Annotated in this window: 16 protein-coding genes; 5 read left to right on the top strand and 11 right to left on the bottom strand. The window is 61.7% G+C overall.

The genetic code is table 11. From position 1 onward, the window contains the following. The first annotated feature begins 44 nt into the window (after positions 1-44). Positions 45-299, top strand: a complete 255-nt coding sequence (locus IVB22_RS08465) for a GCG_CRPN prefix-to-repeats domain-containing protein (protein WP_247516831.1) — start codon at positions 45-47, stop codon at positions 297-299. A gap of 75 nt (positions 300-374) precedes the next feature. On the opposite strand, the gene IVB22_RS08460 is transcribed toward IVB22_RS08465, so the two are convergent. Next, entirely contained in the window at positions 375-716 is a 342-nt protein-coding gene (locus IVB22_RS08460; RefSeq protein ID WP_247516830.1) for a twin-arginine translocation signal domain-containing protein, read from the bottom strand. Between the two features lie 187 nt (positions 717-903). Then, positions 904-1,230 carry a hypothetical protein gene (locus IVB22_RS08455; protein WP_247516829.1) on the bottom strand — a complete coding sequence of 109 codons (327 nt, stop codon included), beginning with the start codon at positions 1,228-1,230 and terminating at the stop codon, positions 904-906. 192 nt (positions 1,231-1,422) lie between these two features. Here IVB22_RS08455 and IVB22_RS08450 point away from each other — a divergent pair, with 192 nt between their 5' ends. Further along, on the top strand, positions 1,423-2,667 hold the full coding sequence (locus IVB22_RS08450) for a glycerophosphodiester phosphodiesterase family protein (RefSeq protein ID WP_247516828.1): 1,245 nt from the start codon (positions 1,423-1,425) through the stop codon (positions 2,665-2,667). A 137-nt stretch (positions 2,668-2,804) separates the two neighbouring features. Here IVB22_RS08450 and IVB22_RS08445 read toward each other — a convergent pair whose 3' ends face one another. From IVB22_RS08445 to IVB22_RS08415, 7 genes are all read right to left on the bottom strand, one after another. Next, positions 2,805-3,152, bottom strand: coding sequence for a hypothetical protein (locus IVB22_RS08445; RefSeq protein WP_247516827.1), 348 nt, complete (start codon positions 3,150-3,152; stop codon positions 2,805-2,807). 88 nt (positions 3,153-3,240) lie between these two features. After that, complete coding sequence (locus IVB22_RS08440; protein ID WP_247516826.1) at positions 3,241-4,230, bottom strand: tripartite tricarboxylate transporter substrate binding protein; 990 nt, start codon at positions 4,228-4,230, stop codon at positions 3,241-3,243. 196 nt (positions 4,231-4,426) lie between these two features. Beyond that, positions 4,427-5,023 carry an N-acetyltransferase gene (locus tag IVB22_RS08435; RefSeq protein ID WP_247516825.1) on the bottom strand — a complete coding sequence of 199 codons (597 nt, stop codon included), beginning with the start codon at positions 5,021-5,023 and terminating at the stop codon, positions 4,427-4,429. 84 nt (positions 5,024-5,107) lie between these two features. Further along, on the bottom strand, positions 5,108-5,839 hold the full coding sequence (locus IVB22_RS08430) for a protein-L-isoaspartate(D-aspartate) O-methyltransferase (protein WP_247516824.1): 732 nt from the start codon (positions 5,837-5,839) through the stop codon (positions 5,108-5,110). Positions 5,840-6,033: 194 nt separating this feature from the next. After that, positions 6,034-6,846, bottom strand: a complete 813-nt coding sequence (locus tag IVB22_RS08425) for a hypothetical protein (protein ID WP_247516823.1) — start codon at positions 6,844-6,846, stop codon at positions 6,034-6,036. Positions 6,847-7,112: 266 nt separating this feature from the next. After that, positions 7,113-8,366, bottom strand: a complete 1,254-nt coding sequence (gene ftsZ, locus IVB22_RS08420) for a cell division protein FtsZ (RefSeq protein WP_247516822.1) — start codon at positions 8,364-8,366, stop codon at positions 7,113-7,115. 51 nt (positions 8,367-8,417) lie between these two features. Further along, positions 8,418-8,915, bottom strand: a complete 498-nt coding sequence (locus IVB22_RS08415; RefSeq protein WP_247516821.1) for a hypothetical protein — start codon at positions 8,913-8,915, stop codon at positions 8,418-8,420. Between the two features lie 242 nt (positions 8,916-9,157). On the opposite strand from IVB22_RS08415, the gene IVB22_RS08410 reads away from it, so the two are divergent. From IVB22_RS08410 to IVB22_RS08400, 3 genes are all read left to right on the top strand, one after another. Then, positions 9,158-9,367: a hypothetical protein gene (locus IVB22_RS08410; RefSeq protein WP_247516820.1), complete on the top strand. Its 210-nt coding sequence runs from the start codon at positions 9,158-9,160 to the stop codon at positions 9,365-9,367. 238 nt (positions 9,368-9,605) lie between these two features. Further along, positions 9,606-9,956 (top strand): cupin domain-containing protein, encoded by a 351-nt coding sequence (locus IVB22_RS08405; protein WP_247516819.1) that lies wholly within the window; start codon positions 9,606-9,608, stop codon positions 9,954-9,956. 306 nt (positions 9,957-10,262) lie between these two features. Further along, positions 10,263-10,721, top strand: a complete 459-nt coding sequence (locus tag IVB22_RS08400; protein ID WP_247516818.1) for a glyoxalase/bleomycin resistance/extradiol dioxygenase family protein — start codon at positions 10,263-10,265, stop codon at positions 10,719-10,721. A 456-nt stretch (positions 10,722-11,177) separates the two neighbouring features. On the opposite strand, the gene IVB22_RS08395 is transcribed toward IVB22_RS08400, so the two are convergent. Together IVB22_RS08395 and IVB22_RS08390 are read right to left on the bottom strand one after the other, a co-directional pair. Then, positions 11,178-11,762: a hypothetical protein gene (locus IVB22_RS08395; RefSeq protein WP_247516817.1), complete on the bottom strand. Its 585-nt coding sequence runs from the start codon at positions 11,760-11,762 to the stop codon at positions 11,178-11,180. Continuing rightward, positions 11,759-13,291, bottom strand: coding sequence for an acyl-CoA carboxylase subunit beta (locus IVB22_RS08390; RefSeq protein ID WP_247516816.1), 1,533 nt, complete (start codon positions 13,289-13,291; stop codon positions 11,759-11,761). Before IVB22_RS08390 ends, IVB22_RS08395 begins: the two co-directional genes overlap by 4 nt. Positions 13,292-13,409: the final 118 nt, after the last annotated feature.

Genomic DNA, 13,409 nt, shown 5'->3' with positions numbered 1-13,409 from the left:
AGTTCCGTTCCGTGCCGCCTTGCGGCCAAGAACGGGAGAAAACATTGAAGTACCTTTTCGCAGCAGTTTTGGCCCTGGGCACCGTTGCCAGCTTCAGCGCGGCGGAAGCCGCGGGCGGATGCGGCCCCGGCTGGCATCGCGGTCCCTATGGCGGTTGCCAGCCCAATCGCCGGGCAGTTGTGGTTCGTCCGGCCCCGGTCGTCGTGGTGCGGCCCGCAGCTCCGGTCGTCGTGGTGCGGCCCGGTCGCGGGTGCCCTTACGGCACCGTGTGGCGCCATGGACGCTGCCGCGCTTACTGACATTTCCAATGCACGACAAAAGCCCCGCTCGCGCGGGGCTTTTTTTATTCCTTGTAAGCAATCCCGGGCGGCGACTTACCAGTAGTGACGACGACGACGCCAATAGCGGCGGCGCCAACGACGGCGGCGATGCCAGCCCCAATGCCTGCGACGCCACCGGCGGCGGCGCCAACCCCAGCGCCGGCGACCCCAGCCGCGATGACGACCGCGGCCACGGCCCCAGCGCACTTCTTCGGGTGTGAGGCGGTCGGCCTCATCGCCTGATGTGACGGCGGATTGGGCATCAGGATTGGCAGGCAGTTTGGCGTCGTCGGCGAGCGGCGCCGGCATCAGCGGCGCGGCCTGCGCGCTCGCTGCAAGCGCGATGCCGCCCGCGGCAAATCCAAAGGCGAGTTTCAGAAAGTGGCGGCGTTCCATCACATCTCCTCCTCCGTCTGCTGTGTGCGAGAAAGAGAGTTTCGATGTGCCGAGATGAATGCGCGGTGAACTGCGCGTTCAGCTTTGCTGCGAACAAAGCTGATCCAAGCTTATTTTTGCGCGCTGATGCTCACACCGGAACATGTGTCATTGCTGAGGCATTTCTGCGTCGCGCTCGCGTGTGACGCTATTTCATTTCAGCCGGTACGAACTCTTCCGCCAGCAGCAGCACCTCCCGTGTTCGCGTCACGTCCGGCCAGTCGCGGTTGAAATCGGCCACCAGGCGCTTGAGCTCCGGCCCTTCAATCGCGCGCTCCAACGCGGCCTTGTCCGTGAATTGGTACATCGCATGGTGCAGCGACGGATCGGTGTCGCTCCAGTAGCGCCATGCCTTCAGCGCGCCGAACGATTTCATGGCATCCGGCAGATGTTCACGCGAATACCAGGTGTCGAAGGCCTGGCGTTTGGCCGGGTCGCTCACGGTGGCGCGGACGACGAAAAAGGCTGCGGGCATGTTTCTTCTCCCTAACTTTCTTGTAGGGTGGGCAAAGCGCAGCGTGCCCACCATCCATCAACAACGGTGTGTGAAGTGGTGGGCACGGCGCAAGCGCGCCTTTGCCCACCCTACGCACCTACGCACCATTCAAACTGTCACATGCTCCGTGATATCAAGGCCGCGCGCAACGCGTTATCCGAGGTGCCTCCCATGCCTGCCCGCCATCGCTCCGCCCTTCTCTCCGCGCTCTGGTTCCTGACCGCGACCATTCCTGCCGCGGCGCAGGATATCGCCCTCCCCCGCGAGCCGCAGATCGGGCCGCGGCCGTTTTATCTGGTCGACAAGATGAAGGACGGGCCGCTGAAGCAACAGCTCAGCCAATGCACCGGGCCGTTTCGCAAGACCGACTTTTCCATCGGCCACCGCGGCGCCGCGCTGGAGTTTCCCGAGCACACGAAAGAGTCTTATGTGGCGGCCGCCCGGATGGGTGCCGGCATCATCGAATGCGACGTGACCTTTACCAAAGACCGCGAACTGGTCTGCCGCCATTCGCAATGCGACCTGCACACCACGACCAACATTTTGACGGTGCCGGAGCTTGCCGCAAAATGCACGCAGGCCTTCAGCCCGGCCGATCCCTCCACCGGCAAGAAGGCGTCGGCAAAGTGCTGCACCAGCGACATCACGCTCGCCGAATTCCGGCGACTGACCGCGAAGATGGACGGCTTTAACGCGGATGCGAAGACGCCGGAGGAGTACCAGAACGGCACGCCGCGCTGGCGCACCGATCTTTACGCCAATTCCGGCACGCTGATGACGCATGACGAGAGCATCGCGCTGATCAAGAGCCTGGGGGCCAAATTCACGCCGGAATTGAAGGCGCCCGAAGTGGCGATGCCGTTCGACGGCGATTACACGCAGGAGAAATACGCGGGCCAGATGATTGCGGCCTACAAGAAGGCCGGCATTCCCCCGAGCGACGTGTTTGCGCAAAGTTTTAATCTCGCCGACGTGCTCTATTGGGTGAAGACCGAGCCGGCGTTCGGGGCGCAGGCGGTGTATCTCGAGGACCGCTACGAGAAGCAGGGTCTCGATCCCGCCAAACCCGAAACCTGGAAGCCCTCGATGGCGGAATTGAAGGCGCAAGGCGTCGCGATCCTCGGACCGCCGATCTGGACCATGCTGACGCTGAACGACAAGGAAATCGTCCCGTCCGAATACGCCAAGGCGGCGAAGGCCGCCGGCCTCGACCTGATCGGCTGGTCGCTGGAGCGCGACGGCCCGCTGCACAAGGGCGGTGGCTTCTATCACAAATCGATCAGATCAGCGGTCGATCGCGACGGCGATACGCTGACGGTGCTGGACGTGCTCGCCAAACAGGTCGGCATCCGCGGCATGTTCTCGGACTGGCCAGCGACAACGACTTTCTATGCGAGTTGTACGGGGATGAAGTGAGCTTCGTAGCTTCGTAGGGTGGGCAAAGGAGCGTAGCGACGTGCCCACCATCTGTCCGCAGTAATCGCCGTGAAATGGTGGGCACGCTTCGCTTTGCCCACCCTACGGACTACGCACGGCCTTCACGAGCACCCACGTCAACTCAGTTTCATGGGGCTATCACCAACCACCCGTAGATCGATCCTGCCGATCAGATCCGAACGGAGCGCCTCGGCGGCGCTGATGGCGTCGCTCGTTTGCCGCAACGTGCTGACATTCGATCCGAGCGAGACGATTCCGCCGAGTACCGCGGCGATCGATCCGAGGGCGGCAACCTGACTTGAGCCGAACAGGCCGAGCATCATGACGAGCAGCAATACGACGCCGCCGGCGATGACCGCCTTGGAAACCATAATGATCTTCCGGCATCGCTCCGAGACTTCGGCTAGCTCCTCGAGCCGCTCCTCGATGAGTGAAATCTCGTCGGTCGGGTCGTCCTCAGCCATCGCATTCAAGATCGAGCACCAATGTATCAGGTTCGTAAGGTGGGTTAGCGCAAGTGTAACCCACCCTACCCGCTGATCGCCCTTCGCGCTAGGCTGGCTCCAGGCCGAGCGCCTGCGCGCTCTCGATCCAGGTTGGCAATTCGCGCTGGTACAAGGCATTGCTCTCCTTGAAGCCGATCGCCGGATCCAGCACGAAGGTGGCGAGAACTTCCTTCACCTTCGGATCGCTATTGGCCGCCACGCACAGTTCCGCCAACCGATCGACGATCGGTTGCGGCACAGCCTTCGGCACCGCCCAGCCGCTGAAGCCGCTCACGGTGAAGAACTTCGATGTCGCGCCTTGTTCGGGCAGAGTCTTGACGTTCGGGATCGCGGCAACCTTCCTCGAGTGCACTGCGAACACCACGCCGTGGTTGCCTTGCAGGACAGGTTGCGCCGCTGTGTAGCTGCCCATCGCAACGTCGAGCGTGCCGTCCATCAGCCCCGTCCACATCGGCGCTTCGCCACGGTAGTGGATCGGTTCGATCTTGAGTCCATACTGCTTGTTGAGTTCGTTGATGGTCATGTGCGGGGCCGAGCCCGCGCTGTAGGTGCCGAAATTCACCTGGCCCTTCTTGCGCGCGAACGCGACGAAGTCGTCCAGCGTCTTGACCTCGGACTTCGTGCTCGCGACCAATGGCAGCCCGGCGCCCGGGATGATACTGACGAGCGTCAGGTCTCTGTCCATGTCGTAGCCGGGATTCTTCATCATCACCCGGTTCATCACATAAGTGGTCGAGATGGAGCACAGGATGGTGTGGCCATCGGGCGCCGCGCGCGCGACTTCCGCCGCGCCGATCGAGCCGGAGGCGCCCGCCTTGTTCTCGATGACGACGTTCTGCCCCACCTGCTTGGAGATGTAATCGCCGAAGGCGCGCGCCAAAAGATCAGTCTGCCCGCCCGCCGGGTAGCTGCAGACCATGCGGATATTTCGTGACGGCCACGCCGCTTGCGCCGAGGCGCTGCGCAACAAGAAAGGCGTCGCGGCGGCTGCCGTACCGGCAGCGATGAAGTGACGGCGATTGATTTTCATTGACATGATTCCCTCCCTGAATTTTCAGGGAGCGTAGCGCATCGCCCGGCTAGTGCCACATGCGAATGCCGGGACAGATTGGCGCATTGCTCAAACTTGTGCTTTCCAGAAATGCCTCGCAGGCGTGCAATGACGATATATGCAACTCGATTTTTCCGCCTAGGAGAATAAGCGCAGGCTGGGCAACCTGTTCGCTAGCTCGTTAGAGCGCTCGGGATGCGGGCCGCAGCATCGGTGTCAACACGGGAGAAGAGCCGCTTTGTATCTTGCCGGTCATCTTGAAGCCATGGCGTTCATAGAAGGAAATGTTACGCGGATTCGAGCTTTCGAGGTAGGCCGCGACGCCCTCCTCGTCGCATCGTCGAAGAGCGTGTTTCATCAGCAACGTGCCGAGCCCTTGCCCGATCCAGTTCGGATCGGCGGCAACAAGGGGTAGATACCAATGCGGCTCATGGGGATGATGTTCGGCCATGCCTTTCATGACGGCGCCAATGTCCGCGGCGATCTCGGGGCGCAGCGACTGCTCCATGACTGCGTTCATTTCTGCCTCGTCTGGCTCGATGCCTGGCGGCAGCCAAAGGGCTGCGGCGCGAGCCCCTTCAGTGATGTAGGCTGTGCGATGCTCGAAAGCCCGGCCGCCGATAGCATTGACGAACTGAGGCATTATTCTCAGGTATTCGGACGATTCGGGCCAAGCCCAACGCGCCATCGGGTCGGCGGCAAAGCCGAGCACAATGATGCTGATTGCGCTTTCCCGGATGCTCGCGCCCGCGGATTTGACTTCCGGCACCGCCGCCATCGTGTCGTTCCCTTGGTCACCATTCGATTTTAGGCATCGTTAATGTAACCGAGCCGGTGCCTTCTTCAAGAACCCGGCCGGCTCTTAATTTTGTGAACGCGTGAAGGGCACAAAGCGCACGAGAGCGACGGCGCGCGTCGTCGTTTTGTCAGGGGCGATTTTTTCGACGACCGTAAGCTGCTGCGTGGAGTAAGCGGCACCCACCGGCATGACGAGCCGGCCACCTACTTTAAGCTGCTCGATCAGCGGCGCCGGTACCTGCCCAAGCGCGGCGGTCACGACGATGGCGTCAAAAGGACCGCATTCGGGCCAGCCAGCATAGCCGTCGCCCAGCCTGACGCTCACATTGTCATACGCGAGGTCTCTGAGTGCTTTCGCGGCAGTCTCGGCCAATGCCGGGATAATCTCGATGGTGCAGACCTTCCGCGCCAGGTGCGCAAGGATGGCGGCCTGATAGCCCGAACCCGTGCCGACTTCGAGCACGACATGATCGGGCGCGACCTCGGCCAACTCTGTCATCAAGGCGACGATGAACGGCTGCGATATGGTCTGGCCGTGGCCGATCGAAACCGGCCTGTCCGCGTATGCGATGGAGCAAGACCGCTCAGGGATGAACAGATGGCGTTTCGTTCGCCCCATGGCCTCTAAAACTCTCTCCGAGAGGCTCTGCTGTCCGGCACCACTGGAGGCGGAATGGGCGTAGCCCCTGATAGTTTCGACCATGGCGGCGCGCTCGCGGGCGCATAATTCGTCCTGTGCGGTCGCCTCCCGCGCGAAGGTAATCATGGACAGCACCAGTGGCAGCAAGATCTTCATGACCATGCGCTCGGCTATAAAAAATCGAAAGCACCATCCGCTATCTCGGAGGGCTGTGAACGTTGCTGTCGCACCTGTCCATACGGCCTGGGCAGAGCGGATATGCACTGCCCAGCCGCCGGTTTGTGCCCAGAGCCCCTCTCCCGGCAAGAGAGCGAATAGCGCCTTCGGCGGGCGGCGGCGCCGATGAAAGACTACTGTCTCGGCTGCAACTGCACTGGCGCCGCCCGCGCTTGCGCTCTGGCTTCCGTCGGCGCACGCGCCGACACGGGCTTACGCGTCGGCGGTAGTGGGGTCACTGCTGTCCTCGGCCTCAGATTCTGCTCGGAGGCGTTGGCGATCGCGCGCGCCATTTCCTCCTGGTTCGCCCTGAGCTGCTCGGCGGTCTTGGCACTTTCGCGGGCCAATTCAGCCTGGCTGGCCTTGAGCTGCTCGATCTCCTGCTGCACGCTTGCGAGATCGCGCGCCATCGTCTGGAGCAACTGTGCCTGCTCGGCAGCGATCGGGGCGGCTGCCACATCTTGCGGTACGGTCTGGGCCGGAGGTGGCAATTGCGAAACCGCTGCATCTGCCGCAGCCAGCTGAACGGCAGGCGGACTCTGCTGGTCGGCAAGCTTCGGTGCTTCCGACGGCAACGACGAAGCCTCGGCCAGTTGCGGTGCCCACCGGGAGATCATCGGCCTGACCGTCTCGCCATAGGAGTGCCAGGCGAAAGCAGCGGTACAGATGCCTGCTGTCAACAGCAGGCCGATCAAGCCGCGTAGCGCCGGCCTGCCGCGCGATGGCTGACGAATTTTTTTCACCTTCTCCAGCCTGGAAATCTGCTCATTGAACCGCGCAAGCTCTTCATCCGCACGGGCGATCTGTTCATAGGCATGTGCGAGCCGTTCATCGGCGCGCGCGACCAGTTCTTTCTCTTGCGTGGATAGTACCGGATTGACGTGTGGATCGGTTTGCCTGGTGTCCACCGAGGAATCCATAGGCGCCTCCTGCCAGTTTGCCGTCAACTGAACGGGCGATTGTCGGATTGTGGACACTCCCTACCGCCGTTTTGACCAAAGCAAGGCTGGAGCATGGAAAGTATGGGGCTGATTTTGGGCAATAGCCGCTCAGGCATCGCCCCAGAAGACCAGGGCCCGCGGCAGCGTGGCTGGAGAAAGAATAATGCCACGGCGGCATTCGGTGCGATCCGATTGAGTGTAGTCCTCTTGAAGTCGACTAGCAGCGGTCTGCTTCCGGCGCCGGGAAGCGTTGTCCTGGTCCTAACGACGGCTCAATTGGCCTTGCGATTCAGGAAGACCGGGATATCGAGAACCTTTTCCTCGACCGGGTTGCGCACGGGAGCGGCGCGGCCGAATGGATCGAGGCGTTGCGGAGCCGTCGGCCGCGCATGCTCCGCGATCGGCCTTGCCGGTCGCACTTCAGGGTGGCGGGCCGCCGGGATGAGCGATGGCGGGCTCGCGTATTGCGGCGGCGGTGTACTACGGTCGGCGATGCGGCGCCGGTCGTTGCTCAGCCGGCCGGCGAGATCCGTGAGTGAGCTTTCCGCCGGCTGCGTCGGACGCGCCGCGGCGAGATTATCGATGCCGGTCGCCACGACCGAGACGCGGACGACACCTTCGAGGCTTGCATCGAAGGTGGCGCCGACGATGATGTTGGCGTCCGGATCGGCCTCGTCGCGGATGCGGGTCGCAGCCTCGTCGACCTCGAACAGCGTCAGGTCCCTGCCGCCGGTGATGGAGACAATGAGACCACTGGCGCGCTTGATCGAGGGATCCTCGATCAACGGATTGGAAATCGCAGCGACGGCCGCGTTGAGCACGCGCTTCGGGCCGGAAGCCTCGCCCCTGCCCATCATGGCCTTGCCCTTCTCGCGCATGACCGAAAGAACGTCGGCAAAATCGAGATTGATCAGACCTTCCTTGACGATGAGGTCGCTGATGCAGGCCACGCCCGAATAGAGCACCTGATCGGCCATGGCGAAGGCATCGGCGAACGTGGTCTTCTCGTTGGCGACCCGGAACAGGTTCTGGTTCGGGATGATCAAGAGGGTGTCCACCTCCTTCAGCAGTTCCGCGATGCCGGCTTCGGCATAGCGCATGCGGCGCTGGCCCTCGAACTGGAACGGCTTGGTGACGACGCCGATGGTGAGAATGCCGAGCTCACGCGCAGTCCTGGCGATAATGGGCGCGGCGCCCGTGCCGGTACCGCCGCCCATGCCGGCGGTAACAAACACCATATGCGCGCCGTTCAATTGCTCGCGGACCACCTCGATGGCCTCTTCCGCTGCAGCGCGCCCTATGTCGGGCTGCGCGCCGGCGCCAAGACCGCCGGTCACCTCCCTGCCCATCTGGATGATGCGCCCGGCCTTCGAACTGGTGAGCGCCTGGGCATCGGTATTGGCGACGACGAAGTCGACGCCTTCGAGCCCGGCCTCGATCATGTTGTTGACGGCATTGCCGCCGGCGCCGCCGACCCCGCATACAATAATGCGCGCCTTCAACTCGCGGATATCAGTGCTAGACATTCTTGCCCCACGATTGCTCCGCGACGCTGCGGAATGAGAAGACTGGGATAACTACCCACGTGCCGCCTTGCGGTCTGATTCCACCAGCGTCGCCGCGAGCTGCCCCAGCCGGCGTTCCGTCTTGTCGATCGAGCTATCAGTTCGGGCACGGGTCCGCAGGACCGTCACCTCCCCCTCAAGCCGCGCCGCCGCTTCCCTGGCGGCCGTGGCCTCGGCGGTCGCCTGCAGCAGTTCGGCCATCAGGCGATCGGCGCGCTCGCGTTCGTGCTCGAAATCGGCGCGGTGGCCGGCTGCGCTTGCTTCAAGCTGCGCGATCTCCACGTGCAATGCCGCGACCATTGTCGTCCACTGAGCGACGTCGACTGCCTGGCGACGGCTCGGCGGATGTGGCGTATGGCGTATTTCGGCGAGATCAACGCTCACCAGGGCCTTGCCATCCTCCGAAAGCGAGCGCGGCAAGCGGAGCCGCCTGGCAAGCGAGCGGGCGGCCACTGGCGAAATGTTCAGGCGGGCGCCGAGGGCGCTATAGGTCAGAATCTCAACGGACATCGGCTGTTCTCCCCGAACGAACCGGCGGTAAATCCGCTAGTGGTGACTGGCAATGACCACAGGCTAGGCCGCTATGGTTAACAGATGGTTAACGGGCAGGCAGCGAGCCACCAATGTGAACGTGGCCGGGCAACGATGACCGCCCGGCTTCGTCCCCGGAAGGTAACTAAGCGTGTCGAAAGTTGGCACAGGATCAACAGGTTGCGGTATATTTTTGGGATTGCGGCTGAGGCGCGATGCCCATGGACGACGAACAACTCGCTGACCTGCACAGATTCCTTGCCGAGCACCATCGAAGGCTCGCCAAGGAAGCGGTGCTCGACGTCGTGCAACAATATCACTCCGATCTCGCGCAGCGACTCGCGGATGAGGCCGCGCTGATCTCAAGACGAACGGCGATCGCACAGCGCCTTCGCGAAGGCGAGCAGCGGAAGAAGAACGATCTGGAGTGAACGGCAGCGGCGGCGGTCTCAGTCTCGTAGGGTGGGCAAAGGCGCGCTTCGCGCCGTGCCCACCGGTTCTGGCGCGTCGATAAAATTGGTGGGCACGCTTCCGCCTTCGCTCTTCGAGCTACGGCGGACAAGTCGCTTTGCCCACCCTACGAAGCTAAGCGTTTCGTCAATGGCAGAGGAAAGCTATCATCGCGCGACATCACCACGCGAGGGGGCGGATGATCCGAGGGAGGCCGTCATGAGCCAGCCGCAGCCAGTCAAGGACGCCAGTCACCTTTACGAAGTCGAGCGTCGTGCCTACCACGCCGAGCGCCCGGGCTTTCGCATTACGGAGTTGCAGCTCTCTGCAAAGCAGAAGGTGCCGTGGCACACCCACAGCAATGTCTCCGATACTTTTTACGTTCTGGAAGGCCACATGAGGCTGTTCCTGCAAAATCCGAAAGAGGAAGTGAATTTGAAGCCCGGCGAAGTCTACGTCGTCAGGCCCACGCGTCCGCATCTGGTGACTAACGGCGACACGAAATCGCTCACCTTCCTGGTCCTGCAAGGGGTAGGCGAATACGATTTTGTTCCGCTGGTGTCGCGTTAGGCCGCGCTTTCATGATGTTGAGGAATGTTCGGCGCGATCTGCAGAAGCGTGCGCCTGCGCGCGCACGCTAGACCATCGCGCTGCGTTGCGAACTTCGTGCGGGATGCTCAAGCGATTGTGTCCACCGAAGCTTTCCTGCTGTTCCGCGAAGGAACGCGGAACCCCCGCAGTGCGCGCACCCGCGGACCGCCGTCGTGGCAATGAGACCGTCACACTTTCTACAAACAACCGCGTGAAAATCCAAAGGAACAAGGGGGAATGTTGGGTCGTTCTGCTGCAGACGTCATCCAAACCAAGGAGACAGCGATGGCAACTCAAGTAAAGCCCGTTCCTGACGGATATCACACCCTCACGCCTTATCTCGTCGTCGACGGCGCGGAAAGGGTCGTCCAGTTCATGAAGAACGCATTCGGCGCACAATTCGTGTTCGAGCCGATGATGCGACCCGACGGCAAGATCATGCACGCGGAGCTCAAGATCGGCGATTCCGTTGTAATGATTTCCGATGCTTCCGAGAACGCCAAGGCCACTTCGGCCATGCTGCACGTCTACGTGCCCAATGTGGATGCGGTTTACCAGAAGGCGCTGAAGGCTGGCGGCACGTCGGTGATGGAGCCTGCCGACATGTTCTACGGCGACCGCAGCGGCGGCGTGACGGACCCGGCCGGCAATCAATGGCACATCGGCACCCACGTCGAGGACGTTTCGCCTGCTGAGCTCAAGAAGCGCGCGACGGAATACATGAAGCAGCACAAGGCGGCCTAGCGCCCCTCGCTGTAGAATAATGCGGGGCGGGTTAGCTTGTCCGCCGAAGCTCGACAAGAGCGAAGGCGGAAGCGTAGCCCGCACCTTACGAATTCTAAGTCATCAGACCCACGCGACCGCATCTGGTGACAAACGGGGGACGACGTCGCTCACCCTCCTGGTTCTGCAAGGGGTCGGCGAATACGATTTGTTCCGCTAGTGTCAGGCTAAGTCCCGCTCTAGGGGCGGCGGCTTCTATCACTACTCGATCAGGTCGGCGATCGACCGCGATGGCGACGCGCTGACTGTGCTGTATGTGCTGGCAAAACAGCTCGGCGTGCCCGACGGCTTCTAGGACTCGTCGGCGCGCCGACGACGTTCTATGCGAGTTGTATGCGGATGAGGGTGCAACAAGGCTAGCTCATGTGGCAGATAGCGCAGCCGTTCTGGCTCACGCTAGCAAGAGGTGCGATCATGTTAGCGGTGATGGACTTCAATCCGAAAGATTGAAACTCTCATATCACCTCGGTCGGCGTTTCCTTCGCGCAAAAGAGAACATGCGGAAATGCCACTTAATGAAAGAACACGTTCAAGCGCTTTGCGGGGCTTGAGCGTACCCAATCCAACATCGTCAATCGCAAATCTCAACGGCTCCTTGGTCAGCTCCTTGTACAGTTTCGTTGAGGCAGCGTAGCCGAGGACAAGATACGCGTGCCATTCTTGACCCAAGCAACAAAGTTTGAGGATATCGTTTGAGATACGTTCGAAGGGTTGAGTGGGCGCACCAGTGTTTCTGCCCTTTAGAAACTTGAACTCGAACGCTAAGCCGTTCGCCTTCATATCCGGATTTCGGGCTACAAGATCACAGCTCCGATAGTCTGCAGGACCTGTGCCCAAGTTTTCTTCTGCCGTAATCTCATACCCTTGCTCGACCAAATATTTCGCTGCAGCATAGGTTAGCAAGGCCTCAGAAAATACCGGCGCTAGCGACGCGAGTTGTTTCCGCTCGAGCCACCCGTGAACGCTCTCTGCAAGTTGGTTGACGTCGACCGTATGTGTCACAACGGCAAATTGTCGTGCTTTTTCGCCGGCATCTCGACCTTCTTATCCCTGAGCATCGCCAGCGACCTCGCGATCCGCTTCCGCGTCGAATGCGGCATGATGACGTCGTCGATGTAGCCGCGCTCCGCCGCAATGAACGGCGACAGGAAGCGGTCTTCGTATTCCTTCGTTCGCGCTGCGATTTTTTCGGCGTCGCCGATGTCTGAGCGGAAGATGATTTCGACCGCGCCCTTGGCGCCCATCACGGCGATCTGGGCGGTCGGCCAGGCGTAGTTCATGTCGGCGCCGATTTCCTTGGACGCCATGACGTCGAAGGCGCCGCCATAGGCTTTTCGGGTGATGATGGTGACGAGCGGCACGGTGCATTGCGAATAGGCGAACAGCAATTTCGCGCCGTGCTTGATCAGGCCGCCATATTCCTGGGCGGTGCCCGGCAGGAAGCCCGGCACGTCGACGAACGTCACGATCGGGATGTTGAAGGCATCACAAAAACGAACAAAGCGCGCCGCCTTGCGGGAGGCGTCAGAGTCGAGCACGCCTGCCAGCACCATCGGCTGGTTGGCGACAAAGCCTACCGTGCGGCCGGCGATGCGGCCAAAGCCGGTGACGATGTTCCGGGCAAACGTTTCCGAGATTTCGAAGAAGTCGCCTTCGTCCACGACCTTGCCGATCAACTCCTTCATGTCATAGGGCTTGTTCGGATTGTCGGGGATTAGCGTATCGAGCGACATGTCCACGCGCTCGATGTCATCAAAGCTCGGCCATTCCGGCACGCCGTCGGTGTTGTTGGATGGCAGGAAGTCGATCAGCCGGCGCATCTGCAGCAGCGTCTCGACGTCGTTCTCGAACGCGCCATCCGCAATCGAAGAACGCGTGGCGTGCACCGAGGCGCCGCCGAGCTCTTCGGCCGTGACCACCTCGTTGGTAACGGTCTTCACCACGTCCGGCCCGGTGACGAACATGTAAGAGGTGTTCTTCACCATGAAGATGAAGTCGGTCATCGCAGGCGAATAGACGTCGCCGCCGGCGCACGGGCCCATGATGACGGAGATCTGCGGGATCACGCCTGACGCAATGACGTTGCGGCGAAACACGTAGGAGTAGCCCGCGAGCGCGGCCACGCCTTCCTGGATACGCGCGCCGCCGGCATCATAGAGGCCGATGATCGGCGCCCTCGCCTTCATCGCCATGTCCTGAAGCTTTGTGATTTTCAGCGCGTGGGTTTCCGACAGCGAGCCGCCGAATACGGTGAAATCCTTGGCGAAGACGAAGGTTTTGCGGCCGTTGACGGTGCCCCAGCCGGTGACGACGCCATCACCCGGCACTTTTGACTTCTCCATGCCGAATTCGGTCGAGCGGTGCTCGACGAACATGTCGAATTCCTCGAACGAGCCCTTGTCGAGCAGCAGTTCGATGCGCTCCCGCGCGGTCAATTTTCCGCGGGCGTGCTGCGCCTCGATGCGCTTTTCGCCGCCGCCGAGCTTGGCGCCGGCGCGCCGTTCTTCGAGGGTGTCCAGGATATCCTTCATGCTGCTTCCGCCCGCCTTTGGTGCCGATTTAAGGGCCTTCTAACACGGCATTTTCCGATCCGGAAACACCCTTCCGGCCTCTGGTACCGCGGCCAGGCGAACCCTATATCCGCATCCT

The sequence above is a fragment of the Bradyrhizobium sp. 190 genome, from assembly GCF_023073415.1.
Taxonomy (GTDB): Bacteria; Pseudomonadota; Alphaproteobacteria; order Rhizobiales; family Xanthobacteraceae; genus Bradyrhizobium.
The sequence above is the reverse complement of the archived record's forward strand: the minus strand, read 5'-3'. Positions and strand labels throughout refer to the sequence as shown.

What these genes read in the sequence shown, in the direction of transcription:
- IVB22_RS08430 (WP_247516824.1), bottom strand. Translation starts at nt 5,839, where the DNA reads ATGAAGATCTTGCTGCCACTGGTGCTGTCCATGATTACCTTCGCGCGG.
- IVB22_RS08390 (WP_247516816.1), bottom strand. Translation starts at nt 13,291, where the DNA reads ATGAAGGATATCCTGGACACCCTCGAAGAACGGCGCGCCGGCGCCAAG.
- IVB22_RS08435 (WP_247516825.1), bottom strand. Translation starts at nt 5,023, where the DNA reads ATGGCGGCGGTGCCGGAAGTCAAATCCGCGGGCGCGAGCATCCGGGAA.
- IVB22_RS08405 (WP_247516819.1), top strand. Translation starts at nt 9,606, where the DNA reads ATGAGCCAGCCGCAGCCAGTCAAGGACGCCAGTCACCTTTACGAAGTC.
- IVB22_RS08445 (WP_247516827.1), bottom strand. Translation starts at nt 3,152, where the DNA reads ATGGCTGAGGACGACCCGACCGACGAGATTTCACTCATCGAGGAGCGG.
- IVB22_RS08410 (WP_247516820.1), top strand. Translation starts at nt 9,158, where the DNA reads ATGGACGACGAACAACTCGCTGACCTGCACAGATTCCTTGCCGAGCAC.
- IVB22_RS08450 (WP_247516828.1), top strand. Translation starts at nt 1,423, where the DNA reads ATGCCTGCCCGCCATCGCTCCGCCCTTCTCTCCGCGCTCTGGTTCCTG.
- IVB22_RS08455 (WP_247516829.1), bottom strand. Translation starts at nt 1,230, where the DNA reads ATGCCCGCAGCCTTTTTCGTCGTCCGCGCCACCGTGAGCGACCCGGCC.
- IVB22_RS08460 (WP_247516830.1), bottom strand. Translation starts at nt 716, where the DNA reads ATGGAACGCCGCCACTTTCTGAAACTCGCCTTTGGATTTGCCGCGGGC.
- IVB22_RS08415 (WP_247516821.1), bottom strand. Translation starts at nt 8,915, where the DNA reads ATGTCCGTTGAGATTCTGACCTATAGCGCCCTCGGCGCCCGCCTGAAC.
- IVB22_RS08440 (WP_247516826.1), bottom strand. Translation starts at nt 4,230, where the DNA reads ATGTCAATGAAAATCAATCGCCGTCACTTCATCGCTGCCGGTACGGCA.
- IVB22_RS08400 (WP_247516818.1), top strand. Translation starts at nt 10,263, where the DNA reads ATGGCAACTCAAGTAAAGCCCGTTCCTGACGGATATCACACCCTCACG.
- ftsZ (WP_247516822.1), bottom strand. Translation starts at nt 8,366, where the DNA reads ATGTCTAGCACTGATATCCGCGAGTTGAAGGCGCGCATTATTGTATGC.